37 protein-coding genes are annotated in these 21673 nt (G+C 40.8%); 35 read left to right on the top strand and 2 right to left on the bottom strand.

What is annotated here, in order from left to right:
- The first annotated feature begins 27 nt into the window (after nucleotides 1-27).
- The 35 genes from QM843_RS04950 to QM843_RS04780 all read left to right on the top strand — a co-directional run bounded on the left by QM843_RS04950 (nucleotide 28) and on the right by QM843_RS04780 (nucleotide 18824).
- Nucleotides 28-534, top strand: coding sequence for a GNAT family N-acetyltransferase (locus tag QM843_RS04950; protein WP_414304380.1), 507 nt, complete (start codon nucleotides 28-30; stop codon nucleotides 532-534).
- The gene (gene nrdG / locus QM843_RS04945) at nucleotides 527-1117 is read left to right on the top strand and encodes an anaerobic ribonucleoside-triphosphate reductase activating protein (protein WP_414304381.1); all 591 of its coding nucleotides are present in this window, start codon (nucleotides 527-529) and stop codon (nucleotides 1115-1117) included. The genes QM843_RS04950 and nrdG overlap by 8 nt, the downstream gene beginning before the upstream one ends.
- Before the next feature lie 26 nt (nucleotides 1118-1143).
- Entirely contained in the window at nucleotides 1144-1353 is a 210-nt protein-coding gene (locus QM843_RS04940; protein WP_414304382.1) for a hypothetical protein, read from the top strand.
- Between the two features lie 17 nt (nucleotides 1354-1370).
- Complete coding sequence (gene rpsJ, locus QM843_RS04935; RefSeq protein ID WP_001284513.1) at nucleotides 1371-1679, top strand: 30S ribosomal protein S10; 309 nt, start codon at nucleotides 1371-1373, stop codon at nucleotides 1677-1679.
- A 216-nt stretch (nucleotides 1680-1895) separates the two neighbouring features.
- Nucleotides 1896-2522 (top strand): 50S ribosomal protein L3, encoded by a 627-nt coding sequence (gene rplC, locus QM843_RS04930; RefSeq protein ID WP_000160197.1) that lies wholly within the window; start codon nucleotides 1896-1898, stop codon nucleotides 2520-2522.
- 24 nt (nucleotides 2523-2546) lie between these two features.
- Nucleotides 2547-3170 carry a 50S ribosomal protein L4 gene (rplD, locus tag QM843_RS04925; protein ID WP_000024549.1) on the top strand — a complete coding sequence of 208 codons (624 nt, stop codon included), beginning with the start codon at nucleotides 2547-2549 and terminating at the stop codon, nucleotides 3168-3170.
- Entirely contained in the window at nucleotides 3170-3466 is a 297-nt protein-coding gene (locus QM843_RS04920) for a 50S ribosomal protein L23 (protein WP_001055347.1), read from the top strand. The genes rplD and QM843_RS04920 overlap by 1 nt, the downstream gene beginning before the upstream one ends.
- A gap of 17 nt (nucleotides 3467-3483) precedes the next feature.
- Nucleotides 3484-4317, top strand: coding sequence for a 50S ribosomal protein L2 (gene rplB / locus QM843_RS04915; RefSeq protein ID WP_000512911.1), 834 nt, complete (start codon nucleotides 3484-3486; stop codon nucleotides 4315-4317).
- A 103-nt stretch (nucleotides 4318-4420) separates the two neighbouring features.
- Nucleotides 4421-4702, top strand: a complete 282-nt coding sequence (rpsS, locus tag QM843_RS04910; protein WP_000533766.1) for a 30S ribosomal protein S19 — start codon at nucleotides 4421-4423, stop codon at nucleotides 4700-4702.
- Between the two features lie 11 nt (nucleotides 4703-4713).
- Complete coding sequence (rplV, locus tag QM843_RS04905; RefSeq protein WP_000818137.1) at nucleotides 4714-5058, top strand: 50S ribosomal protein L22; 345 nt, start codon at nucleotides 4714-4716, stop codon at nucleotides 5056-5058.
- A 12-nt stretch (nucleotides 5059-5070) separates the two neighbouring features.
- The gene (gene rpsC / locus QM843_RS04900; RefSeq protein WP_265485299.1) at nucleotides 5071-5724 is read left to right on the top strand and encodes a 30S ribosomal protein S3; all 654 of its coding nucleotides are present in this window, start codon (nucleotides 5071-5073) and stop codon (nucleotides 5722-5724) included.
- A gap of 3 nt (nucleotides 5725-5727) precedes the next feature.
- Nucleotides 5728-6141: a 50S ribosomal protein L16 gene (rplP, locus tag QM843_RS04895; protein ID WP_000960946.1), complete on the top strand. Its 414-nt coding sequence runs from the start codon at nucleotides 5728-5730 to the stop codon at nucleotides 6139-6141.
- 9 nt (nucleotides 6142-6150) lie between these two features.
- On the top strand, nucleotides 6151-6357 hold the full coding sequence (rpmC, locus tag QM843_RS04890) for a 50S ribosomal protein L29 (RefSeq protein ID WP_000772918.1): 207 nt from the start codon (nucleotides 6151-6153) through the stop codon (nucleotides 6355-6357).
- Nucleotides 6358-6381: 24 nt separating this feature from the next.
- Nucleotides 6382-6642, top strand: coding sequence for a 30S ribosomal protein S17 (gene rpsQ / locus QM843_RS04885; RefSeq protein ID WP_000440801.1), 261 nt, complete (start codon nucleotides 6382-6384; stop codon nucleotides 6640-6642).
- 25 nt (nucleotides 6643-6667) lie between these two features.
- On the top strand, nucleotides 6668-7036 hold the full coding sequence (gene rplN / locus QM843_RS04880) for a 50S ribosomal protein L14 (protein ID WP_000616545.1): 369 nt from the start codon (nucleotides 6668-6670) through the stop codon (nucleotides 7034-7036).
- A gap of 78 nt (nucleotides 7037-7114) precedes the next feature.
- Nucleotides 7115-7420, top strand: a complete 306-nt coding sequence (gene rplX, locus QM843_RS04875; protein ID WP_000497691.1) for a 50S ribosomal protein L24 — start codon at nucleotides 7115-7117, stop codon at nucleotides 7418-7420.
- Nucleotides 7421-7443: 23 nt separating this feature from the next.
- Entirely contained in the window at nucleotides 7444-7986 is a 543-nt protein-coding gene (gene rplE / locus QM843_RS04870; protein WP_000013542.1) for a 50S ribosomal protein L5, read from the top strand.
- Nucleotides 7987-8003: 17 nt separating this feature from the next.
- A complete protein-coding gene (locus QM843_RS04865; protein WP_001085697.1) occupies nucleotides 8004-8189 on the top strand; it encodes a type Z 30S ribosomal protein S14 in 186 nt (61 codons plus the stop codon).
- Nucleotides 8190-8402: 213 nt separating this feature from the next.
- Entirely contained in the window at nucleotides 8403-8801 is a 399-nt protein-coding gene (gene rpsH, locus QM843_RS04860; RefSeq protein WP_000245504.1) for a 30S ribosomal protein S8, read from the top strand.
- 191 nt (nucleotides 8802-8992) lie between these two features.
- Nucleotides 8993-9529: a 50S ribosomal protein L6 gene (rplF, locus tag QM843_RS04855; RefSeq protein ID WP_000086640.1), complete on the top strand. Its 537-nt coding sequence runs from the start codon at nucleotides 8993-8995 to the stop codon at nucleotides 9527-9529.
- Nucleotides 9530-9612: 83 nt separating this feature from the next.
- The gene (gene rplR, locus QM843_RS04850) at nucleotides 9613-9969 is read left to right on the top strand and encodes a 50S ribosomal protein L18 (RefSeq protein ID WP_000624044.1); all 357 of its coding nucleotides are present in this window, start codon (nucleotides 9613-9615) and stop codon (nucleotides 9967-9969) included.
- A 17-nt stretch (nucleotides 9970-9986) separates the two neighbouring features.
- Nucleotides 9987-10481 carry a 30S ribosomal protein S5 gene (gene rpsE, locus QM843_RS04845; protein ID WP_000874202.1) on the top strand — a complete coding sequence of 165 codons (495 nt, stop codon included), beginning with the start codon at nucleotides 9987-9989 and terminating at the stop codon, nucleotides 10479-10481.
- A gap of 13 nt (nucleotides 10482-10494) precedes the next feature.
- A complete protein-coding gene (gene rpmD / locus QM843_RS04840; protein WP_000057241.1) occupies nucleotides 10495-10677 on the top strand; it encodes a 50S ribosomal protein L30 in 183 nt (60 codons plus the stop codon).
- 144 nt (nucleotides 10678-10821) lie between these two features.
- Nucleotides 10822-11262: a 50S ribosomal protein L15 gene (gene rplO / locus QM843_RS04835; protein WP_000766088.1), complete on the top strand. Its 441-nt coding sequence runs from the start codon at nucleotides 10822-10824 to the stop codon at nucleotides 11260-11262.
- 12 nt (nucleotides 11263-11274) lie between these two features.
- Nucleotides 11275-12585 (top strand): preprotein translocase subunit SecY, encoded by a 1311-nt coding sequence (gene secY / locus QM843_RS04830; RefSeq protein ID WP_000465403.1) that lies wholly within the window; start codon nucleotides 11275-11277, stop codon nucleotides 12583-12585.
- A gap of 149 nt (nucleotides 12586-12734) precedes the next feature.
- Nucleotides 12735-13373: an adenylate kinase gene (locus QM843_RS04825; protein WP_049551445.1), complete on the top strand. Its 639-nt coding sequence runs from the start codon at nucleotides 12735-12737 to the stop codon at nucleotides 13371-13373.
- Between the two features lie 116 nt (nucleotides 13374-13489).
- Complete coding sequence (gene infA, locus QM843_RS04820) at nucleotides 13490-13708, top strand: translation initiation factor IF-1 (protein WP_001029883.1); 219 nt, start codon at nucleotides 13490-13492, stop codon at nucleotides 13706-13708.
- Between the two features lie 24 nt (nucleotides 13709-13732).
- Entirely contained in the window at nucleotides 13733-13849 is a 117-nt protein-coding gene (gene rpmJ / locus QM843_RS04815; RefSeq protein ID WP_001808836.1) for a 50S ribosomal protein L36, read from the top strand.
- A gap of 17 nt (nucleotides 13850-13866) precedes the next feature.
- Nucleotides 13867-14232: a 30S ribosomal protein S13 gene (rpsM, locus tag QM843_RS04810; protein WP_000090781.1), complete on the top strand. Its 366-nt coding sequence runs from the start codon at nucleotides 13867-13869 to the stop codon at nucleotides 14230-14232.
- A 17-nt stretch (nucleotides 14233-14249) separates the two neighbouring features.
- On the top strand, nucleotides 14250-14633 hold the full coding sequence (rpsK, locus tag QM843_RS04805) for a 30S ribosomal protein S11 (RefSeq protein ID WP_001118385.1): 384 nt from the start codon (nucleotides 14250-14252) through the stop codon (nucleotides 14631-14633).
- A gap of 42 nt (nucleotides 14634-14675) precedes the next feature.
- On the top strand, nucleotides 14676-15611 hold the full coding sequence (locus QM843_RS04800) for a DNA-directed RNA polymerase subunit alpha (protein ID WP_000568988.1): 936 nt from the start codon (nucleotides 14676-14678) through the stop codon (nucleotides 15609-15611).
- A gap of 11 nt (nucleotides 15612-15622) precedes the next feature.
- A complete protein-coding gene (gene rplQ / locus QM843_RS04795) occupies nucleotides 15623-16009 on the top strand; it encodes a 50S ribosomal protein L17 (protein WP_000331493.1) in 387 nt (128 codons plus the stop codon).
- Nucleotides 16010-16273: 264 nt separating this feature from the next.
- Nucleotides 16274-16540 (top strand): ACT domain-containing protein, encoded by a 267-nt coding sequence (locus QM843_RS04790; RefSeq protein WP_000644124.1) that lies wholly within the window; start codon nucleotides 16274-16276, stop codon nucleotides 16538-16540.
- Nucleotides 16541-16549: 9 nt separating this feature from the next.
- Nucleotides 16550-17887, top strand: a complete 1338-nt coding sequence (locus QM843_RS04785; protein ID WP_049551263.1) for a PFL family protein — start codon at nucleotides 16550-16552, stop codon at nucleotides 17885-17887.
- Between the two features lie 244 nt (nucleotides 17888-18131).
- Nucleotides 18132-18824 (top strand): histidine phosphatase family protein, encoded by a 693-nt coding sequence (locus QM843_RS04780; protein ID WP_023946791.1) that lies wholly within the window; start codon nucleotides 18132-18134, stop codon nucleotides 18822-18824.
- 101 nt (nucleotides 18825-18925) lie between these two features.
- Here QM843_RS04780 and QM843_RS04775 read toward each other — a convergent pair whose 3' ends face one another.
- Nucleotides 18926-20584 carry an ABC transporter permease gene (locus tag QM843_RS04775; RefSeq protein ID WP_000440018.1) on the bottom strand — a complete coding sequence of 553 codons (1659 nt, stop codon included), beginning with the start codon at nucleotides 20582-20584 and terminating at the stop codon, nucleotides 18926-18928.
- Nucleotides 20574-21665 (bottom strand): ABC transporter ATP-binding protein, encoded by a 1092-nt coding sequence (locus tag QM843_RS04770; protein WP_261017520.1) that lies wholly within the window; start codon nucleotides 21663-21665, stop codon nucleotides 20574-20576. The genes QM843_RS04775 and QM843_RS04770 overlap by 11 nt, the downstream gene beginning before the upstream one ends.
- Nucleotides 21666-21673: the final 8 nt, after the last annotated feature.

Raw genomic sequence — 21673 nt, 5'->3', positions numbered from 1 at the left:
TCGCTTTTCTCTTAGTGGGAGGTAAGGATGGAACTACGCAGACCAAGATTAGCAGATAAAGAAACAGTTTTAGAGATGATGGCAGAGTTTGAAAAGAGCCAATCAGCCCATGACGGAGGATTTTGGGATACAGAGAACTTTGTGTATGAAGAGTGGTTGGAAACAAATATGCAAAAAGAGATGGGAATAAACTTGCCTGAAAATCGTGTTCCTTCTATTCAATTTGTATCATTTGATGATGTAGGTCGTGCTCTAGGATTTTTGAATCTGCGATTGAGACTGAATGAGGGTTTACTGAGTTATGCTGGTCACATTGGCTACTCCATTCGTCCATCAGAAAGAGGCAAGGGTTATGCTAAAGAAACTCTCTGTCAGGGCTTGCAAATTGCTAAGGAGAAGAACATCAAGAAAACTCTGGTGACCTGTAGCGTGAATAATCCTGCTAGCAGAGCAGTCATACTAGCAAATGGAGGTCTCATTGAGGATGTTCGTAATGGAGTCGAACGTTATTGGATAGAGGTAGCGAATGAATAATCCAAAACCACAAGAATGGAAAAGTGAGGAGCTAAGTCAAGGCCGTATCATTGACTATAAGGCCTTTAACTTTGTGGATGGAGAAGGTGTGCGGAACTCTCTCTATGTATCAGGCTGCATGTTTCACTGCGAGGGGTGTTATAATGTAGCTACCTGGTCCTTCAATGCTGGCATTCCCTATACAGCAGAATTAGAAGAACAAATCATGGCAGACCTTGCCCAGCCCTATGTTCAAGGCTTGACCTTGCTGGGAGGGGAGCCCTTTCTCAATACGGGTATTCTCTTACCACTCGTTAAGCGGATTCGGAAGGAATTGCCAGACAAAGACATCTGGTCTTGGACCGGCTACACTTGGGAAGAAATGATGTTGGAAACTCCAGATAAAATGGAACTCTTGTCACTGATTAATATTCTTGTTGATGGAAGATACGATCGAACTAAAAGAAATCTCATGCTTCAGTTTCGAGGTTCTTCCAATCAACGAATCATCGATGTGCAAAAATCGCTCCAAAGTGGGCAAGTAGTCATTTGGGACAAGCTTAATGACGGAAAAGAAAGCTATGAACAGGTGAAGAGAGAGTAACTTTCTTCCATAGAATATTTAAATAAATGACCTATCAAAAAAGAAAACATTTTCATGTTAAAAATTTAAAAAAACAGCAACAAATCCCTTGCAATCGCAGGGGCTTTGTGTTATTCTATTATGGTGCTGTAAATTACAGCCTTAGCTTTGATGCAAGAGGTTGCGACACGCTCGGTTGCATTGCCACGCAACGTCGTGTCGGTTTTCTTGTGGAGCTAGCCTATTATCTTAAATAGACGAAAAGGAGAAAAAGATGGCAAACAAAAAAATCCGTATCCGTTTGAAAGCTTACGAACACCGTACGCTTGACACAGCGGCTGCAAAAATCGTAGAATCAGCTACTCGTACAGGTGCACAAGTTGCGGGTCCAATCCCACTTCCAACTGAACGTAGCCTCTACACAATCATTCGTGCGACTCACAAATACAAAGACTCTCGCGAACAATTTGAAATGCGTACACACAAACGTTTGATCGATATCGTTAACCCAACTCAAAAAACAGTTGATGCTTTGATGAAATTGGATCTTCCAAGTGGTGTAAACGTAGAAATCAAACTTTAATCTAAAATATAAAAGAGCAGAGGCTGGTGTTTCAATCTAATTGAACACGGGCTAAACTCGGTGTGAAAAAGATAAACTTCCTAGTGTCTGCTAGACACTGCGTCAGTTTCCTATTTTCACTTTGAGTTTGACGCCCTTTGTATCTTAGACTTGAGCATAAAAAACGCTCGTTAAAAACTTTTTGAATAAAAAATATAGAAAAGGAACTATTTTCTCATGACAAAAGGAATCTTAGGGAAAAAAGTGGGAATGACTCAAATCTTCACTGAAGCTGGCGAATTGATCCCTGTAACAGTTATTGAAGCAACTCCAAACGTTGTTCTTCAAGTTAAAACTGTTGAAACAGACGGATACAACGCTATCCAAGTTGGTTTCGATGACAAACGCGAAGTATTGAGCAACAAACCTGCTAAAGGACATGTAGCGAAAGCTAACACGGCTCCTAAGCGCTTCATTCGTGAATTCAAAAACGTTGAAGGCTTGGAAGTTGGTGCTGAAATCACAGTTGAAACATTCGCAGCTGGAGACGTTGTTGACGTAACTGGTACTTCTAAAGGTAAAGGTTTCCAAGGTGTTATCAAACGCCACGGACAATCACGTGGACCAATGGCTCACGGTTCTCGTTACCACCGTCGTCCAGGTTCTATGGGACCTGTTGCACCTAACCGCGTATTCAAAGGTAAAAACCTTGCAGGACGCATGGGTGGCGACCGCGTAACAATTCAAAACCTTGAAGTTGTACAAGTTGTTCCAGAAAAGAACGTTATCCTTATCAAAGGTAACGTACCAGGTGCTAAGAAATCTCTTATCACTATCAAGTCAGCAGTTAAAGCTGGTAAATAATAAGGAAAGGGGAATACAGTCAAAATGGCAAATGTAACATTATTCGACCAAACTGGTAAACAAGCGGGCGAAGTTGTTCTTAACGATGCAATCTTTGGTATCGAACCAAACCAATCTGTTGTGTTTGATGTGATTATCAGCCAACGTGCTAGCCTTCGTCAAGGAACTCACGCAGTTAAAAACCGCTCAGCTGTTTCAGGTGGCGGACGCAAACCATGGCGTCAAAAAGGAACTGGACGTGCTCGTCAAGGTTCTATCCGCTCTCCACAATGGCGTGGTGGTGGAATCGTCTTCGGACCAACTCCACGTAGCTATGCGTACAAACTTCCTCAAAAAGTTCGTCGCCTTGCGCTTAAATCTGTTTACTCAGAAAAAGTTGCTGAAAATAAATTTGTAGCCGTTGATTCTCTTGAATTTACAGCTCCAAAAACTGCTGAATTTGCAAAAGTTCTTGCAGCTTTGAGCATCGATTCTAAAGTCCTTGTTATTCTTGAAGAAGGAAACGAATTCGCAGCTCTTTCAGCTCGTAACCTTCCAAACGTGAAAGTTGCGACTGCTACAACTGCAAGTGTTCTTGACATCGCAAATAGTGACAAACTTCTTGTTACTCAAGCAGCTATCTCTAAAATCGAGGAGGTTCTTGCATAATGAATTTGTATGATGTTATCAAAAAACCTGTCATCACTGAAAGCTCAATGGCTCAACTTGAAGCAGGAAAATATGTATTTGAAGTTGACACTCGTGCACACAAACTTTTGATCAAGCAAGCTGTTGAAGCTGCTTTCGAAGGTGTTAAAGTTGCTAATGTTAACACAATCAACGTAAAACCAAAAGCTAAACGTGTTGGACGTTACACTGGTTTTACTAACAAAACTAAAAAAGCTATCATCACACTTACAGCTGATTCTAAAGCAATCGAGTTGTTTGCTGCTGAAGCTGAATAATCTAAGGAGGAAATATCGTGGGAATTCGTGTTTATAAACCAACAACAAACGGTCGCCGTAATATGACTTCTTTGGATTTCGCTGAAATCACAACAAGCACTCCTGAAAAATCATTGCTTGTTGCTTTGAAGAGCAAGGCTGGTCGTAACAACAACGGTCGTATCACTGTTCGTCACCAAGGTGGTGGACACAAACGTTTCTACCGTTTGGTTGACTTCAAACGTAACAAAGACAACGTTGAAGCAGTTGTTAAAACAATCGAGTACGATCCAAACCGTTCTGCAAACATCGCTCTTGTACACTACACTGACGGTGTGAAAGCATACATCATCGCTCCAAAAGGTCTTGAAGTAGGTCAACGTATCGTTTCAGGTCCAGAAGCAGATATCAAAGTCGGAAATGCTCTTCCACTTGCTAACATCCCAGTTGGTACTTTGATCCACAACATCGAGTTGAAACCAGGTCGTGGTGGTGAATTGGTACGTGCTGCTGGAGCATCTGCTCAAGTATTGGGTTCTGAAGGTAAATACGTTCTTGTTCGTCTTCAATCAGGTGAAGTTCGTATGATTCTTGGAACTTGCCGTGCTACAGTTGGTGTTGTCGGAAACGAACAACACGGACTTGTAAACCTTGGTAAAGCAGGACGTAGCCGTTGGAAAGGTATCCGCCCAACAGTTCGTGGTTCTGTAATGAACCCTAACGATCACCCACACGGTGGTGGTGAAGGTAAAGCACCAGTTGGTCGTAAAGCACCATCTACTCCATGGGGCAAACCTGCTCTTGGTCTTAAAACTCGTAACAAGAAAGCGAAATCTGACAAACTTATCGTTCGTCGTCGCAACGAGAAATAATATTAAACTAGTCGCTTAAGCAACTAGTAAATCCGCCAGCTCGGTAGCGCTCCATAGGAGCGCAAGCCGCTGTGGTACAACATTTAAAGGAGAAAATATAAAAATGGGACGCAGTCTTAAAAAAGGACCTTTCGTCGATGAGCATTTGATGAAAAAAGTTGAAGCTCAAGCTAACGACGAAAAGAAAAAAGTTATTAAAACTTGGTCACGTCGTTCAACGATCTTCCCAAGTTTCATTGGTTACACTATTGCAGTTTATGACGGACGTAAACACGTACCTGTTTACATCCAAGAAGACATGGTAGGTCACAAACTTGGTGAATTTGCACCAACTCGTACTTACAAAGGTCACGCTGCAGACGACAAGAAAACACGTAGAAAATAAGGAGAACATAAATGGCAGAAATTACTTCAGCTAAAGCAATGGCTCGTACAGTACGTGTTTCACCTCGTAAATCACGTCTTGTTCTTGATAACATCCGTGGTAAAAGCGTAGCCGATGCAATCGCAATCTTGACATTCACTCCAAACAAAGCTGCTGAAATCATCTTGAAAGTTTTGAACTCAGCTGTAGCTAACGCTGAAAACAACTTTGGTTTGGATAAAGCTAACTTGGTAGTATCTGAAGCATTCGCAAACGAAGGACCAACTATGAAACGTTTCCGTCCACGTGCGAAAGGTTCAGCTTCACCAATCAACAAACGTACAGCTCACATCACTGTAGCTGTTGCAGAAAAATAAGGAGGTAAAATCGTGGGTCAAAAAGTACATCCAATTGGTATGCGTGTCGGCATCATCCGTGATTGGGATGCCAAATGGTATGCTGAAAAAGAATACGCGGATTACCTTCATGAAGATCTTGCAATCCGTAAATTCGTTCAAAAAGAACTTGCTGACGCAGCAGTTTCAACTATCGAAATCGAACGCGCAGTAAACAAAGTTAACGTTTCACTTCACACTGCTAAACCAGGTATGGTTATCGGTAAAGGTGGTGCTAACGTTGATGGACTCCGTGCAAAACTTAACAAATTGACAGGAAAACAAGTACACATCAACATCATCGAAATCAAACAACCTGATTTGGATGCTCACCTTGTAGGTGAAGGTATTGCTCGTCAATTGGAGCAACGTGTTGCTTTCCGTCGTGCACAGAAACAAGCAATCCAACGTGCAATGCGTGCTGGAGCTAAAGGAATTAAAACTCAAGTATCAGGTCGTTTGAACGGTGCAGATATTGCCCGTGCTGAAGGATACTCTGAAGGAACTGTTCCACTTCACACACTTCGTGCAGATATCGATTACGCTTGGGAAGAAGCAGATACTACATACGGTAAACTTGGTGTTAAAGTATGGATCTACCGTGGTGAAGTTCTTCCAGCTCGCAAAAACACTAAAGGAGGTAAATAACCAATGTTAGTACCTAAACGTGTTAAACACCGTCGTGAATTCCGTGGAAAAATGCGCGGTGAAGCAAAAGGTGGAAAAGAAGTAGCATTCGGTGAATACGGTCTTCAAGCTACAACTAGCCACTGGATCACTAACCGCCAAATCGAAGCTGCTCGTATCGCCATGACTCGTTACATGAAACGTGGTGGTAAAGTTTGGATTAAAATCTTCCCACACAAATCATACACTGCTAAAGCTATCGGTGTGCGTATGGGATCTGGTAAAGGGGCACCTGAAGGTTGGGTAGCACCAGTTAAACGTGGTAAAGTGATGTTCGAAATCGCTGGTGTATCTGAAGAGATCGCTCGCGAAGCGCTTCGTCTTGCTAGCCACAAATTGCCAGTTAAATGTAAATTCGTAAAACGTGAAGCAGAATAAGGAGAAGGCATGAAACTTAATGAAGTAAAAGAATTTGTTAAAGAACTTCGTGGTCTTTCTCAAGAAGAACTCGCGAAGCGCGAAAACGAATTGAAAAAAGAATTGTTTGAACTTCGTTTCCAAGCTGCTACTGGTCAATTGGAACAAACAGCTCGCTTGAAAGAAGTTAAAAAACAAATCGCTCGTATCAAAACAGTTCAATCTGAAGCGAAATAATAGACTAGGGAAGGAGAAATTTCAATGGAACGCAATAATCGTAAAGTTCTTGTTGGACGTGTTGTATCTGACAAAATGGACAAGACAATCACAGTTGTAGTTGAAACAAAACGTAACCACCCAGTCTATGGTAAACGTATTAACTACTCTAAAAAATACAAAGCTCATGATGAAAACAATGTTGCCAAAGAAGGCGATATCGTACGTATCATGGAAACTCGTCCGCTTTCAGCTACAAAACGTTTCCGTCTTGTAGAAGTTGTTGAAGAAGCGGTCATCATCTAATCAAACCTGAAAGGAGAAAACTGAAATGATTCAAACAGAAACTCGTTTGAAAGTCGCAGACAACAGCGGTGCTCGCGAAATCTTGACTATCAAAGTTCTTGGTGGTTCAGGACGTAAATTTGCAAACATCGGTGATGTTATCGTGGCATCTGTAAAACAAGCTACTCCTGGTGGTGCGGTTAAAAAAGGTGACGTTGTTAAAGCAGTTATCGTTCGTACTAAATCAGGTGCTCGTCGTGCTGATGGTTCATACATCAAATTTGACGAAAACGCAGCAGTTATCATCCGTGAAGACAAAACTCCTCGCGGAACACGTATCTTTGGCCCAGTTGCACGTGAATTGCGTGAAGGTGGCTTCATGAAGATCGTGTCACTTGCTCCAGAAGTACTTTAATTTTAAAAAACAAACTAGTCCCCTGGATTTACCTCCAGGGTGCCCTTATGGGCGTAAGAAAAATCAAGGAGAAACCTAATGTTTGTAAAAAAAGGCGACAAAGTTCGCGTAATCGCTGGTAAAGATAAGGGAACAGAAGCTGTTGTCCTTACTGCCCTTCCAAAAGTAAACAAAGTTATCGTTGAAGGTGTTAACATCGTTAAGAAACACCAACGTCCAACTAACGAGCTTCCTCAAGGTGGTATCATCGAGAAAGAAGCAGCTATCCACGTATCAAACGTTCAAGTTTTGGACAAAAATGGTGTAGCTGGTCGTGTTGGTTACAAATTTGTAGACGGTAAAAAAGTTCGCTACAACAAAAAATCAGGCGAAGTGCTTGATTAATCACGAAGGAAAGGAGAAGTATAATGGCAAATCGTTTAAAAGAAAAATATCTTAATGAAGTAGTTCCTGCTTTGACAGAACAATTCAACTACTCATCAGTGATGGCTGTGCCTAAAGTAGATAAGATCGTTTTGAACATGGGTGTTGGTGAAGCTGTATCAAACGCTAAAAGCCTTGAAAAAGCTGCTGAAGAATTGGCACTTATCTCAGGTCAAAAACCACTTATCACTAAAGCTAAAAAATCAATCGCCGGCTTCCGTCTTCGTGAAGGTGTTGCGATCGGTGCAAAAGTTACCCTTCGTGGTGAACGTATGTACGAATTCTTGGATAAATTGGTTTCAGTTTCACTTCCACGTGTACGTGACTTCCACGGTGTTCCAACAAAATCATTTGATGGACGCGGAAACTACACACTTGGTGTGAAAGAACAATTGATTTTCCCAGAAATCAACTTCGATGACGTTGACAAAACTCGTGGTCTTGACATCGTTATCGTAACAACTGCTAACACTGACGAAGAGTCACGTGCATTGCTTACAGGCCTTGGAATGCCTTTTGCAAAATAATATAGGAGGTAAATCTAATGGCTAAAAAATCAATGATTGCTAAGAACAAACGTCCAGCGAAGTTCTCTACTCAAGCTTATACTCGTTGTGAAAAATGTGGTCGTCCACATTCAGTTTACCGCAAATTTAAACTTTGCCGTGTTTGCTTCCGTGAATTAGCTTACAAAGGACAAATCCCAGGCGTTACCAAAGCATCTTGGTAATATCATGATACGAAGAGCGTAACAACCACAGCAAAAATAGGAAATTTGGTGTAGGAGCGATGCTCCAAAACAAATTTATCTTTTTTGCACAGGTTGTAGCTCGTGTTCAAATAAGAGTTTTCTCATTTGAATGTATCAATACTATCTGAGCCTAGCTCAATCATTAACTAGCAAGTGCAACTTGCAAACTACTAGTAAGAGGAGAAAAACAAAATGGTTATGACTGACCCAATCGCAGACTTCCTAACTCGTATTCGTAATGCTAACCAAGCTAAACACGAAGTACTTGAAGTACCTGCATCAAACATCAAAAAAGGGATTGCTGAAATCCTTAAACGCGAAGGTTTTGTAAAAAACGTTGAAATCATCGAAGATGACAAACAAGGCATCATCCGTGTATTCCTTAAATACGGACCAAATGGTGAAAAAGTTATCACTAACTTGAAACGTGTTTCTAAACCAGGACTTCGTGTCTACAAAAAACGTGAAGACCTTCCAAAAGTTCTTAACGGACTTGGAATTGCTATCCTTTCAACTTCTGAAGGTTTGCTTACTGATAAAGAAGCACGCCAAAAGAATGTTGGTGGAGAAGTTATCGCTTACGTTTGGTAAAATCAAGATACAAAGCTCGTAAAGAACAAAGCAAAATTAGAAAGTTGGAGAAGTTTGTTTACAAACAAGCCAACTTATCTATTTTGCACAGTTCTTAGAGCGTGTTCAGTTCAGCTCTTGAACTAAATAAGTATCTGAACCCCGTGAAAACTGGCCATTCTGGCCTGACAATTTAACAGGAGAAAATAAACATGTCACGTATTGGTAATAAAGTTATCGTGTTGCCTGCTGGTGTTGAACTCACTAACAATGACAACGTTGTAACTGTAAAAGGACCTAAAGGAGAACTTACTCGTGAGTTCTCAAAAGATATTGAAATCCGTGTGGAAGGTACTGAAGTAACTCTTCACCGTCCAAACGATTCAAAAGAAATGAAAACTATTCACGGAACTACTCGTGCCCTTTTGAACAACATGGTTGTTGGTGTATCAGAAGGATTCAAGAAAGAACTTGAAATGCGCGGGGTTGGTTACCGTGCACAACTTCAAGGATCTAAACTTGTTTTGGCTGTTGGTAAATCTCATCCAGACGAAGTTGAAGCTCCAGAAGGAATTACTTTTGAACTTCCAAACCCAACAACAATCGTTGTTAGCGGAATTTCAAAAGAAGTAGTTGGACAAACAGCTGCTTACGTACGTAGCCTTCGTTCACCAGAACCATATAAAGGTAAAGGTATCCGTTACGTTGGTGAATTCGTTCGCCGTAAAGAAGGTAAAACAGGTAAATAATGTTGAGTGGTTGAGTCTCAACCACCAACCTATTTTCCAACTTTGTGCATAGCACACGATTTAAAACTAAAGAGGTGAAAACTGTGATTTCAAAACCAGATAAAAACAAACTCCGCCAAAAACGCCACCGTCGCGTTCGCGGAAAACTCTCTGGAACTGCTGATCGCCCACGTTTGAACGTATTCCGTTCTAATACAGGCATCTACGCTCAAGTGATTGATGACGTAGCGGGTGTAACGCTCGCAAGTGCTTCAACTCTTGACAAAGAAGTTTCAAAAGGAACTAAAACTGAACAAGCCGTTGCTGTCGGTAAACTCGTTGCAGAACGTGCAAACGCTAAAGGTATTTCAGAAGTGGTGTTCGACCGCGGTGGATATCTATATCACGGACGTGTGAAAGCTTTGGCTGATGCAGCTCGTGAAAACGGATTGAAATTCTAATAGGAGGACACTAGAAAATGGCATTTAAAGACAATGCAGTTGAATTAGAAGAACGCGTAGTTGCTGTCAACCGTGTTACAAAAGTTGTTAAAGGTGGACGTCGTCTTCGTTTCGCAGCTCTTGTTGTTGTTGGTGACCACAACGGTCGCGTAGGATTTGGTACTGGTAAAGCTCAAGAAGTTCCAGAAGCAATCCGTAAAGCAGTAGATGATGCTAAGAAAAACTTGATCGAAGTTCCTATGGTTGGAACAACAATCCCACACGAAGTTCTTTCAGAATTCGGTGGAGCTAAAGTATTGTTGAAACCTGCTGTAGAAGGTTCTGGAGTTGCCGCTGGTGGTGCAGTTCGTGCCGTTGTGGAATTGGCAGGTGTGGCAGATATTACATCTAAATCACTTGGTTCTAACACTCCAATCAACATTGTTCGTGCAACTGTTGAAGGTTTGAAACAATTGAAACGCGCTGAAGAAGTTGCTGCCCTTCGTGGTATTTCAGTTTCTGATTTGGCATAAGAAAGGGGATAAAATGGCTCAAATTAAAATTACTTTGACTAAGTCTCCAATCGGACGCATTCCATCACAACGTAAAACTGTTGTAGCACTTGGACTTGGCAAATTGAACAGCTCTGTTATTAAAGAAGATAACGCTGCTATCCGTGGTATGATCACAGCAGTATCTCACTTGGTAACAGTTGAAGAAGTAAACTAATGAATTTTTAGGGGATGTGCACTATACCATCCCCTAAAACTAGATATAGTCATCTATGATGACGTCGTATAGGCGAGTTGATGGGGGAGACAACCTTTTCTCCCTTATCGGCGCTAGCATTTTACAAAAGAGGAGAAAATAAAAATGAAACTTCATGAATTGAAACCTGCAGAAGGTTCTCGTAAAGTACGTAACCGCGTTGGTCGTGGTACTTCATCAGGTAACGGTAAAACATCTGGTCGTGGTCAAAAAGGTCAAAAAGCTCGTAGCGGTGGCGGAGTTCGCCTTGGTTTTGAAGGTGGACAAACTCCATTGTTCCGTCGTCTTCCAAAACGTGGATTCACTAACATCAACGCTAAAGAATACGCAATTGTGAACCTTGACCAATTGAACGTCTTTGAAGATGGTGCTGAAGTTACTCCAGTTGTTCTTATCGAAGCAGGAATTGTTAAAGCTGAAAAATCAGGTATTAAAGTTCTTGGTAACGGTGAGTTGACTAAGAAATTGACTGTGAAAGCAGCTAAATTCTCTAAATCAGCTGAAGAAGCTATCACTGCTAAAGGTGGTTCAGTAGAAGTCATCTAAGAGAGGTGACCTATGTTTTTTAAATTATTAAGAGAAGCTCTTAAAGTCAAGCAGGTTCGATCAAAAATTTTATTTACAATTTTTATCGTTTTGGTCTTTCGTATCGGAACTAGCATTACAGTTCCTGGTGTGAATGCCAATAGCTTGAATGCTTTAAGTGGATTATCCTTCTTAAACATGTTGAGCTTGGTCTCAGGGAATGCCATGAAAAACTTCTCAGTTTTTGCTCTTGGTGTTAGTCCCTACATTACGGCCTCTATCGTTGTCCAACTCTTGCAAATGGATATTTTACCCAAGTTTGTAGAGTGGGGTAAACAAGGGGAGGTAGGTCGAAGAAAATTAAATCAAGCTACTCGTTATATTGCTCTTGTTTTAGCCTTTGTGCAATCTATCGGTATTACAGCTGGTTTTAATACTTTGGCTGGAGCTCAATTGTTGAAAACAGCTCTTACACCACAAGTCTTTATCATGATTGGTATCATCTTAACAGCTGGTAGCATGATTGTGACTTGGTTGGGAGAGCAAATTACAGATAAGGGATACGGAAATGGTGTTTCTATGATTATCTTTGCCGGGATTGTTGCATCAATTCCAGAGATGATTCAGGGCATCTATGTGGACTACTTTGTGAACGTCCCAAGTAGCCGTATCAACTCATCTATCATTTTCGTAATCATTTTGATTATTACTGTATTGTTGATCATTTATTTTACAACTTATGTTCAACAAGCAGAATACAAAATTCCAATCCAATATACTAAGGTTGCACAAGGTGCTCCATCTAGCTCTTACCTACCTTTGAAGGTAAACCCTGCTGGAGTTATCCCTGTTATCTTTGCAAGTTCGATTACTGCAGCGCCTGCGGCTATTCTTCAGTTTTTGAGCGCTACAGGTCATGATTGGGCTTGGGTAAGAACAGCACAAGAAATGCTGGCAACAACTTCACCAACTGGTATTGCTATGTATGCTTTATTGATTATTCTCTTTACATTCTTCTATACGTTTGTACAGATTAATCCTGAAAAAGCGGCAGAAAACTTACAAAAGAGCGGTGCTTATATCCATGGAGTTCGTCCTGGTAAAGGTACAGAAGAATATATGTCTAAACTTCTTCGTCGTCTTGCAACTGTTGGTTCCCTATTCCTTGGTGTGATTTCTATTTTACCGATTGTAGCAAAAGATGTTTTTGGACTTTCAGAGGCAGTTGCTTTTGGAGGAACCAGTCTTTTGATCATTATCTCTACAGGTATTGAAGGAATCAAACAATTGGAAGGTTACCTATTGAAACGTAAGTATGTTGGTTTCATGGACAGAACAGAATAAAAGTATTTACTGAGTCAGTAAATGCTGAGGGAGTGGAGGTTTAACTCTAACATTAGTGAGAGTTTGGTCTCCCCTCTTCTATTTTGTTTTTAAATAGGGGTGAAAAGACTTTTTGCTTCTATTTAAAAATAAAATAAGGAGATCAAATCATGAATCTTTTGATTATGGGCTTACCTGGTGCAGGTAAGGGAACTCAAGCAGCAAAAATCGTAGAACAATTCCATGTTGCACATATCTCAACAGGTGATATGTTCCGCGCTGCTATGGCAAATCAAACTGAAATGGGTGTTCTTGCTAAGTCATACATTGACAAGGGTGAATTAGTTCCTGATGAAGTTACAAATGGAATCGTAAAAGAACGTCTTTCACAAGATGATATTAAAGAAACAGGATTCTTGTTGGATGGTTACCCACGTACGATCGAACAAGCTCATGCCTTGGACAAAACTTTGGCTGAACTTGACATTGAACTAGAAGGGGTCATCAACATAGAAGTGGATCCAGATAGCCTCTTGGAACGTTTGAGTGGCCGTATCATCCACCGCGTAACTGGAGCAACTTTCCACAAGGTCTTTAACCCACCAGTTGACTATAAAGAAGAAGATTACTACCAACGTGAAGATGATAAACCTGAGACAGTAAAACGTCGATTGGACGTTAATATTGCTCAAGGAGAACCAATCATTGCTCACTACCGTGCCAAAGGTTTGGTTCATGACATCGAAGGTAATCAAGATATCAATGATGTCTTCACAGATATCGAAAAAGTATTGACAAATTTGAAATAAAGCGTTTTTCACACTTGCAAAAATCCGCTACAAATGTTATACTAAGATAGTCTGACTTATAATTGTTGTCTCTGTGTCTAGAGGCATCGAATCGAAATTTATGGAGGTGCTTTTGCGTGGCAAAAGACGATGTGATTGAAGTTGAAGGCAAAGTAGTTGATACAATGCCGAATGCAATGTTTACGGTTGAACTTGAAAATGGACATCAGATTTTAGCAACAGTTTCTGGTAAAATTCGTAAAAACTATATTCGTATTTTAGCGGGAGATCGTGTTACTGTCGAAATGAGTCCATATGACTTGACACGTGGACGTATCACTTACCGCTTTAAATAATCGAAAAACTTGGAGGGATAAGAAATGAAAGTAAGACCATCGGTCAAACCAATTTGCGAATACTGTAAAGTTATTCGTCGTAATGGTCGTGTTATGGTAATTTGCCCAGCAAATCCAAAACACAAACAACGTCAAGGATAAGATAGAAAGGAGAAAACATGGCTCGTATTGCTGGAGTTGACATTCCAAATGACAAACGCGTAGTAATCTCATTGACTTATGTTTATGGTATCGGACTTGCAACATCTAAGAAAATTTTGGCTGCTGCTGGAATCTCAGAAGATGTTCGTGTACGTGATCTCACATCAGATCAAGAAGATGCTATCCGTCGTGAAGTGGATGCAATCAAAGTTGAAGGTGACCTTCGTCGTGAAGTAAACTTGAACATCAAACGTTTGATGGAAATCGGTTCATACCGTGGTATCCGTCACCGTCGTGGACTTCCTGTCCGTGGACAAAACACTAAAAACAACGCTCGCACTCGTAAAGGTAAAGCTGTTGCGATTGCTGGTAAGAAAAAATAATATAGGAGGTAAAAGTCTTGGCTAAACCAACACGTAAACGTCGTGTGAAAAAGAATATCGAATCTGGTATTGCTCATATTCACGCTACATTTAATAACACTATTGTTATGATTACTGATGTGCATGGTAATGCAATTGCTTGGTCATCAGCTGGTGCTCTTGGTTTCAAAGGTTCTCGTAAATCTACACCATTCGCTGCTCAAATGGCTTCTGAAGCTGCTGCTAAATCTGCACAAGAACACGGTCTTAAATCAGTTGAAGTTACTGTAAAAGGTCCAGGTTCTGGTCGTGAGTCAGCTATTCGTGCGCTTGCTGCCGCTGGTCTTGAAGTAACAGCAATTCGTGATGTGACTCCAGTGCCACACAATGGTGCTCGTCCTCCAAAACGTCGCCGTGTATAATCATCGCATTACACTGCTTTTCGTTTAAGAGGGAGTAACTAAATGATCGAGTTTGAAAAACCAAATATAACAAAAATTGATGAAAATAAAGATTATGGCAAGTTTGTAATCGAACCACTTGAACGTGGCTACGGTACAACTCTTGGTAACTCTCTTCGTCGTGTACTTCTAGCTTCTCTACCAGGAGCAGCTGTGACATCTATCAATATTGATGGTGTGTTACATGAGTTTGACACAGTTCCAGGTGTTCGTGAAGACGTGATGCAAATCATTCTGAACATTAAAGGAATTGCAGTGAAATCGTACGTTGAAGACGAAAAAATCATCGAACTAGATGTTGAAGGTCCTGCTGAAGTAACAGCCGGTGACATTTTGACAGATAGCGATATTGAAATTGTAAATCCAGATCATTATCTCTTTACAATCGGTGAAGGTTCTTCGCTAAAAGCGACTATGACTGTTAACAGTGGTCGTGGATATGTACCTGCTGATGAAAATAAAAAAGATAATGCACCAGTTGGAACACTTGCTGTAGATTCTATTTATACACCAGTTACAAAAGTCAACTATCAAGTGGAACCTGCTCGTGTAGGTAGCAATGATGGATTTGACAAATTAACCCTTGAAATCTTGACAAATGGAACAATTATTCCAGAAGATGCTTTAGGGCTTTCAGCACGTATTTTGACAGAACATCTTGATTTGTTTACAAATCTTACTGAGATTGCTAAGTCAACTGAAGTGATGAAAGAAGCTGATACTGAATCTGACGACCGTATTTTGGATCGTACGATTGAGGAACTGGACTTGTCTGTGCGTTCATACAACTGTTTGAAACGTGCCGGTATCAATACTGTGCATGATTTGACAGAAAAATCTGAAGCAGAGATGATGAAAGTACGAAATCTTGGACGCAAGAGTTTGGAAGAAGTGAAACTCAAACTCATTGATTTGGGTCTTGGATTAAAAGATAAATAAAGGAGGAATAAATGGCTTACCGTAAACTAGGACGCACTAGCTCACAACGTAAAGCAATGCTTCGCGATTTGACAACTGACCTTTTGATCAACGAATCAATCGTGACAACTGAAGCTCGTGCTAAAGAAATCCGTAAAACTGTTGAAAAAATGATTACTCTAGGTAAACGTGGTGATTTGCATGCACGTCGTCAAGCAGCTGCTTTCGTACGTAATGAAATCGCATCTGAAAACTATGATGAAGCAACTGATAAGTACACTTCTACTACAGCACTTCAAAAATTGTTCTCAGAAATTGCACCTCGTTATGCTGAACGTAACGGTGGATACACTCGTATCCTTAAAACTGAACCACGTCGTGGTGATGCAGCGCCAATGGCGATCATCGAATTAGTATAAAATCATCAATTTTGTTGAGTGTTATGATGATGGAGTCTTGTGCTCTTAGTCTAGCTCTGGTCTACCGCTAGGATCTCGGTCCTAGCGGGAACACTCATCATAAGTTGGGATAGTAGACGCTTGTTTACGAAATTGTTTTTTTCTTAAGAACAACTTCGTAAGCAGGCGTTTTTGAGTATTTTAGTTAGAATTATGCTATACTATTTGAAAAGAATCCTGTTTAATGTTCAGGTTTCCTATTAAAAGAAGAATTGGAGTTTGCTTATGAAAGCGATTATAACTGTTGTTGGTAAAGATAAATCTGGAATTGTTGCAGGTGTTTCTGGTAAAATTGCAGAATTGGGTTTGAATATTGATGATATCTCTCAAACTGTCTTGGATGAATATTTCACGATGATGGCTGTCGTCTCTAGTGATGAAAAACAAGATTTCACTTATCTTCGTAATGAATTTGAAGCTTTTGGGCAAACTTTGAATGTGAAAATCAATATTCAGAGTGCAGCGATTTTCGAAGCTATGTATAATATCTAGGAGGTTATCATGGATATTAGACAAGTTACTGAGACCATCGCCATGATTGAGGAGCAAAACTTCGATATCAGAACTATTACCATGGGGATTTCCCTTTTGGACTGTATCAATCCAGATATCAATCGTGCTGCGGAGAAAATTTATCAAAAGATTACGACCAAGGCAGCTAATTTAGTGGCTGTTGGCGATGAAATTGCGGCTGAGTTGGGGATTCCAATCGTTAATAAGCGTGTATCGGTGACTCCTATCTCTTTGATTGGGGCAGCGACAGATGCGACGGACTACGTTGTTCTGGCAAAAGCGCTTGATAAGGCTGCGAAAGAAATCGGTGTGGATTTTATCGGTGGCTTCTCTGCCTTGGTACAAAAGGGGTACCAAAAGGGAGATGAGATTCTCATCAATTCTATTCCTCGTGCTTTGGCTGAAACGGACAAGGTCTGCTCGTCAGTCAATATCGGCTCAACCAAGTCTGGTATCAATATGACGGCTGTCGCAGATATGGGACGAGTTATCAAGGAAACGGCTAATCTATCAGATATGGGGGCGGCCAAGTTGGTTGTATTCGCTAATGCTGTTGAGGACAATCCATTTATGGCGGGTGCCTTCCATGGTGTTGGGGAGGCAGATGTTATCATCAATGTCGGAGTTTCCGGTCCTGGTGTGGTGAAACGTGCCTTGGAAAAAGTTCGTGGACAGAGCTTTGATGTAGTAGCCGAAACAGTTAAGAAAACTGCCTTTAAAATCACTCGTATCGGTCAATTGGTTGGTCAAATGGCCAGTGAGAGACTGGGTGTGGAGTTTGGTATTGTGGACTTGAGTTTGGCGCCAACTCCTGCGGTTGGAGATTCTGTTGCACGTGTCCTTGAAGAAATGGGGCTAGAAACAGTTGGGACACACGGGACGACGGCTGCCTTGGCACTCTTGAACGACCAAGTTAAGAAGGGTGGAGTGATGGCCTGCAACCAAGTTGGTGGTTTGTCTGGTGCCTTTATTCCTGTTTCTGAGGATGAAGGAATGATTGCTGCAGTACAAAATGGCTCTCTTAATTTGGAAAAACTAGAAGCTATGACGGCTATCTGTTCCGTTGGTTTGGATATGATTGCCATTCCGGAGGATACACCTGCTGAAACCATTGCTGCTATGATTGCAGATGAGGCTGCAATTGGTGTCATTAACATGAAAACAACGGCTGTTCGTATCATTCCAAAAGGAAAAGAAGGCGATATGATTGAGTTTGGTGGTCTATTGGGTACTGCACCTGTTATGAAGGTCAATGGAGCTTCGTCTGTTGATTTCATCTCTCGTGGAGGACAAATCCCAGCACCAATTCATAGTTTTAAAAATTAAGAAAATAGGAGAAATTTTAAGTTCTATTTAAGGTTGGATGTGTATACTATAATCATTAAATAAAGACCTCCTAATATTATTTGAAACAGATAACACTGATTTAGTTTGAATTTGATTTTCATCTAATATCTTTATTTAATAGAACTCCTAAACTTTTTCATAATAATCTCCTGCAAAAGTCACCTGTCTGGGTGGCTTTTGTTTTATCATCCATGATATAATAGAAGCAAACGGAGGACGGAAAATGGTAAAAGTACGATTGTATTTGGTACGTCATGGCAAGACTATGTTTAACACGATTGGTCGCGCGCAAGGTTGGAGCGATACTCCTTTAACGGCTGAAGGTGAGCGAGGGATTCAAGAATTAGGAATCGGTTTGCGAGAATCTGGTCTACAGTTTGATCGCGCTTATTCCAGTGATTCTGGCCGCACCATTCAGACAATGGGAATTATTCTTGAAGAACTTGGTTTGCAGGGGAAAATCCCTTATCGCATGGACAAACGTATCAGAGAATGGTGTTTTGGTAGCTTTGACGGAGCTTATGATGGTGATCTTTTCATGGGCATTATTCCTCGTATCTTTAATGTGGATCATGTTCACCAATTGTCTTATGCTGAACTGGCTGAGGGGTTGGTAGAGGTCGATACAGCTGGTTGGGCTGAAGGATGGGAAAAACTCAGTGGCCGAATCAAGGAAGGTTTTGAAGCGATTGCCAAAGAAATGGAAGAGCAAGGTGGGGGCAATGCCCTAGTCGTGAGCCACGGAATGACCATTGGAACCATTGTGTATCTGATTAATGGCATGCATCCGCATGGTCTCGATAATGGTAGCGTGACGATACTTGAATATGAGGACGGCCAGTTTAGCGTAGAAGTTGTCGGTGACAGTAGTTACCGACAACTAGGACGTGAGAAGATGGAGGAAGTCTCTATTTAATTAGTCTAGACTTGTTTGCAATGAACTAGGAATCTAGTAGGAATATCAAAATAAGAAAAAACAGCCGAAGTAATCCTTTCGGCTGTTTTTGATGGGGAAAACTAAAGTGTAATGCTATTGCTTTTAGAGATTTTCATAAACAAGAGCAAGGAACCTACTGTTAGAACAGTCAGGATAGTTGATAAGGCTGCGGCTACACCGTAATTCCCTCTGAGAACCTCTGTATAAATGGCTACAGTCATTGTTCTTGTTTTGACATTGTAGAGGAGGATAGAAGTAGAGAGTTCTGAAATCATTGTAACCCAAGATAGGATAGCTCCAGAAATAATACCAGATAGCATCATTGGAGTTGTAATCTTGGCAAAGGTATTGAGACGGCTACTTCCTAAGCTTTCAGCAGCTTCTTCAATACTTGGTGCTATTTGTTGCAAGCTAGCAACAGATGAGCGAATAGTATACGGTAATCTTCTGACAGATAGAGACATAATCAAGATGAAAGCAGTTCCTGTAATCATAAGAAATCCACTTCCAAATAGACCGGTATTGAAGGAAGAAATGAAGGCAATCCCTAGAACAGTTCCGGGTACAATATAAGGGACCATACTGAGGCTGTCAATTAAGTTTGTAAACAAATTCCGTTTTCTAACGGCTAGGTAGGAGATAAATGTTGCGAATAGGACAACTAGAACTAAGGCAATCAAAGGGATACGAATAGTATTGAAAATAGCAGATCCCATACGATTGAAAGCTACCTTGTAACTGTTTAGAGAATAACCTTTGACAAATACCATACCTGATGTTTTTAGGAAAGAAGTATAAATCAAGTAGACTTGAGGTAGAACAGAGAACAAGATAATTCCGTAGACTGTTGCATAAATGGCAGCCATTTTTCCTTTTGTAGTTTTTTTAGGCTCAATTGGATGGAGCGAATTCATGCTGAAACTGTAGCGGTTTGAGATGTATTTTTGGATAAGGAAGATTGCCAAGGCAATGATAATCGCCATAATTGCTAAAGCAGATGCAAAAGCAGAATTTCCTCCAACCTCGCTAATGAATTGGGTATAAATCAAGACGGGGAAAGTCCGATATCCTTCACCAATCAACATAGGCGTTCCAAAATCTGAGAATGCTCTCATAAACACAAGCAGGGCAGCAGCTAGTAAGGTTGGAACTAGGAGAGGTAAAACAACCGTTACGATACGCTTAAATCCGAAGGACCCCATGCTTTCAGCAGCTTCAAGTAGAGAATTGTCAATACTTTTCATTGTCCCAGCAACGTATAGAAATACCAGTGGGAATAGTTGCAGTGTAAAGACAAGTACAATTCCTTTGAATCCATAAATATCAATAGCTGGAAGATGAAGAGTATTTGTCATGAATTTTGTGATGACCCCATTTCGTCCCAGCAAGAGAATCCAGGAGTAGGCTCCCACGAAAGGAGCTGACATGGAAGCAATGATAATCAATATTTGTAGAAATTTCTTTCCCTTGAAGTCATACATGGAAAAAAGATAAGCTAATAGGGTTCCTACAACTAAGGAAGTGACAGTAGCGGTAATGGAGACCTTGAAACTGTTGACAAGTGTCTCAGAGTAGTAAGCTTTACTAAAGAAAGTGACAAAATTAGCTAGTGAGAATTGTCCTTCATGTATGAGTGCTTGCTTGAGCACGGTAACGATAGGATAAACGAGAAAGACAAGATAGGTAAGAAAGATGAAGAAAGAGGAGGCTGTCCAAATATTTAGTTTTTTACGTTCCATGGTTGACTCCTTTTATCAGGTTTTGGGAACCATCTGCAGAAAAGACGTTTAATTTTTGAGTATTGATTCGTAGACGAATACGATCGCCTTTTTGTAGATCTTCTTCAAAAGTTGATTCTTCGCTAACCTGAATTTTTGAGGCAAAGCCTGTTTCAATGAAATACTCCGTATTTAGTCCAAGATAGACGCTATCGCTAATAGTTCCTTCAATATCTCCAGATTCATCTTTGATAAATTCTTCAGGACGAATGCTTACATGAATGGCTTGCTCCTCAGCCTGATCAAGAGCTGGCATTCGAAGAGCATAGCCATCTGAAAAGACGATATAAGCGCCGTCGCTCCGTTTTTCAAGAGTGGCAGGGATAATATTTGTGCGTCCGATAAAGGTAGCCACAAACTCATTAGCTGGTTTATGATAGAGTTCTTTTGGCCGACCGATTTGTTGAATCACCCCATCTTTCATAACAGCAATTTGGTCTGAAATAGCCATGGCTTCTTCTTGGTCGTGGGTTACATAAACAGTTGTAATTCCCACTTCGTGTTGGATTTCTCGAATGGCTTGACGCATATCCAAGCGAAGTTTGGCATCTAGATTACTAAGTGGCTCGTCCATGAGGAGAACACTTGGATTAACAGCTAAGGCACGTGCCAAGGCGACACGTTGTTGTTGTCCACCACTGAGTTTATCGGGCTTTCGATCCGCATATTGAGCAATTTGCATGAGTTCAAGATACTTGTTGGTCTGTTGAATCAATTCTTCTTTTGGAACTTTCTTTTGCTTGAGACCAAAAGCAACATTGTCTCGGACAGTCAAATGTGGGAAAATAGCGTAGTTTTGGAAAACCATTCCGATATTGCGTTTGCTAGGTTCCATATTATTGATTTTTGTATCATCGAAGTACAATTCTCCGCCTTCGATACTGTTGAAGCCTGCAATCATGCGAAGAAGAGTCGTTTTCCCACACCCTGAAGGACCAAGGATGGTAAAGAGGCTTCCTTTGGGAATAGTGACATTCAAGTTTTCAATAACAGGGACGTCGTGGTAGATTTTTTTGGCGTTAATAATTTTGATCTCACTCATAGTGAACC

Source organism: Streptococcus mitis, assembly GCF_047463435.1.
GTDB classification, from domain to species: Bacteria; Bacillota; Bacilli; order Lactobacillales; family Streptococcaceae; genus Streptococcus; species Streptococcus mitis_DS.
Note: the sequence above shows the minus strand (reverse complement) of the source record. Positions and strands in the feature narration are given on the sequence as shown.

What these genes read in the sequence shown, in the direction of transcription:
- rplE (WP_000013542.1), top strand. Translation starts at nt 7,444, where the DNA reads ATGGCAAATCGTTTAAAAGAAAAATATCTTAATGAAGTAGTTCCTGCT.
- rpsQ (WP_000440801.1), top strand. Translation starts at nt 6,382, where the DNA reads ATGGAACGCAATAATCGTAAAGTTCTTGTTGGACGTGTTGTATCTGAC.
- rpmD (WP_000057241.1), top strand. Translation starts at nt 10,495, where the DNA reads ATGGCTCAAATTAAAATTACTTTGACTAAGTCTCCAATCGGACGCATT.
- rplX (WP_000497691.1), top strand. Translation starts at nt 7,115, where the DNA reads ATGTTTGTAAAAAAAGGCGACAAAGTTCGCGTAATCGCTGGTAAAGAT.
- QM843_RS04950 (WP_414304380.1), top strand. Translation starts at nt 28, where the DNA reads ATGGAACTACGCAGACCAAGATTAGCAGATAAAGAAACAGTTTTAGAG.
- QM843_RS04780 (WP_023946791.1), top strand. Translation starts at nt 18,132, where the DNA reads ATGGTAAAAGTACGATTGTATTTGGTACGTCATGGCAAGACTATGTTT.
- rpsH (WP_000245504.1), top strand. Translation starts at nt 8,403, where the DNA reads ATGGTTATGACTGACCCAATCGCAGACTTCCTAACTCGTATTCGTAAT.
- QM843_RS04865 (WP_001085697.1), top strand. Translation starts at nt 8,004, where the DNA reads ATGGCTAAAAAATCAATGATTGCTAAGAACAAACGTCCAGCGAAGTTC.
- rplP (WP_000960946.1), top strand. Translation starts at nt 5,728, where the DNA reads ATGTTAGTACCTAAACGTGTTAAACACCGTCGTGAATTCCGTGGAAAA.
- rplD (WP_000024549.1), top strand. Translation starts at nt 2,547, where the DNA reads ATGGCAAATGTAACATTATTCGACCAAACTGGTAAACAAGCGGGCGAA.
- QM843_RS04785 (WP_049551263.1), top strand. Translation starts at nt 16,550, where the DNA reads ATGGATATTAGACAAGTTACTGAGACCATCGCCATGATTGAGGAGCAA.
- rpsS (WP_000533766.1), top strand. Translation starts at nt 4,421, where the DNA reads ATGGGACGCAGTCTTAAAAAAGGACCTTTCGTCGATGAGCATTTGATG.
- rplV (WP_000818137.1), top strand. Translation starts at nt 4,714, where the DNA reads ATGGCAGAAATTACTTCAGCTAAAGCAATGGCTCGTACAGTACGTGTT.
- secY (WP_000465403.1), top strand. Translation starts at nt 11,275, where the DNA reads ATGTTTTTTAAATTATTAAGAGAAGCTCTTAAAGTCAAGCAGGTTCGA.
- QM843_RS04800 (WP_000568988.1), top strand. Translation starts at nt 14,676, where the DNA reads ATGATCGAGTTTGAAAAACCAAATATAACAAAAATTGATGAAAATAAA.
- nrdG (WP_414304381.1), top strand. Translation starts at nt 527, where the DNA reads ATGAATAATCCAAAACCACAAGAATGGAAAAGTGAGGAGCTAAGTCAA.
- rpsM (WP_000090781.1), top strand. Translation starts at nt 13,867, where the DNA reads ATGGCTCGTATTGCTGGAGTTGACATTCCAAATGACAAACGCGTAGTA.
- QM843_RS04790 (WP_000644124.1), top strand. Translation starts at nt 16,274, where the DNA reads ATGAAAGCGATTATAACTGTTGTTGGTAAAGATAAATCTGGAATTGTT.
- QM843_RS04770 (WP_261017520.1), bottom strand. Translation starts at nt 21,665, where the DNA reads ATGAGTGAGATCAAAATTATTAACGCCAAAAAAATCTACCACGACGTC.
- QM843_RS04825 (WP_049551445.1), top strand. Translation starts at nt 12,735, where the DNA reads ATGAATCTTTTGATTATGGGCTTACCTGGTGCAGGTAAGGGAACTCAA.
- rpsJ (WP_001284513.1), top strand. Translation starts at nt 1,371, where the DNA reads ATGGCAAACAAAAAAATCCGTATCCGTTTGAAAGCTTACGAACACCGT.
- rpmC (WP_000772918.1), top strand. Translation starts at nt 6,151, where the DNA reads ATGAAACTTAATGAAGTAAAAGAATTTGTTAAAGAACTTCGTGGTCTT.
- rplQ (WP_000331493.1), top strand. Translation starts at nt 15,623, where the DNA reads ATGGCTTACCGTAAACTAGGACGCACTAGCTCACAACGTAAAGCAATG.
- QM843_RS04940 (WP_414304382.1), top strand. Translation starts at nt 1,144, where the DNA reads ATGACCTATCAAAAAAGAAAACATTTTCATGTTAAAAATTTAAAAAAA.
- rplC (WP_000160197.1), top strand. Translation starts at nt 1,896, where the DNA reads ATGACAAAAGGAATCTTAGGGAAAAAAGTGGGAATGACTCAAATCTTC.
- QM843_RS04920 (WP_001055347.1), top strand. Translation starts at nt 3,170, where the DNA reads ATGAATTTGTATGATGTTATCAAAAAACCTGTCATCACTGAAAGCTCA.
- rplO (WP_000766088.1), top strand. Translation starts at nt 10,822, where the DNA reads ATGAAACTTCATGAATTGAAACCTGCAGAAGGTTCTCGTAAAGTACGT.
- QM843_RS04775 (WP_000440018.1), bottom strand. Translation starts at nt 20,584, where the DNA reads ATGGAACGTAAAAAACTAAATATTTGGACAGCCTCCTCTTTCTTCATC.
- rplF (WP_000086640.1), top strand. Translation starts at nt 8,993, where the DNA reads ATGTCACGTATTGGTAATAAAGTTATCGTGTTGCCTGCTGGTGTTGAA.
- rplN (WP_000616545.1), top strand. Translation starts at nt 6,668, where the DNA reads ATGATTCAAACAGAAACTCGTTTGAAAGTCGCAGACAACAGCGGTGCT.
- rpmJ (WP_001808836.1), top strand. Translation starts at nt 13,733, where the DNA reads ATGAAAGTAAGACCATCGGTCAAACCAATTTGCGAATACTGTAAAGTT.
- rpsE (WP_000874202.1), top strand. Translation starts at nt 9,987, where the DNA reads ATGGCATTTAAAGACAATGCAGTTGAATTAGAAGAACGCGTAGTTGCT.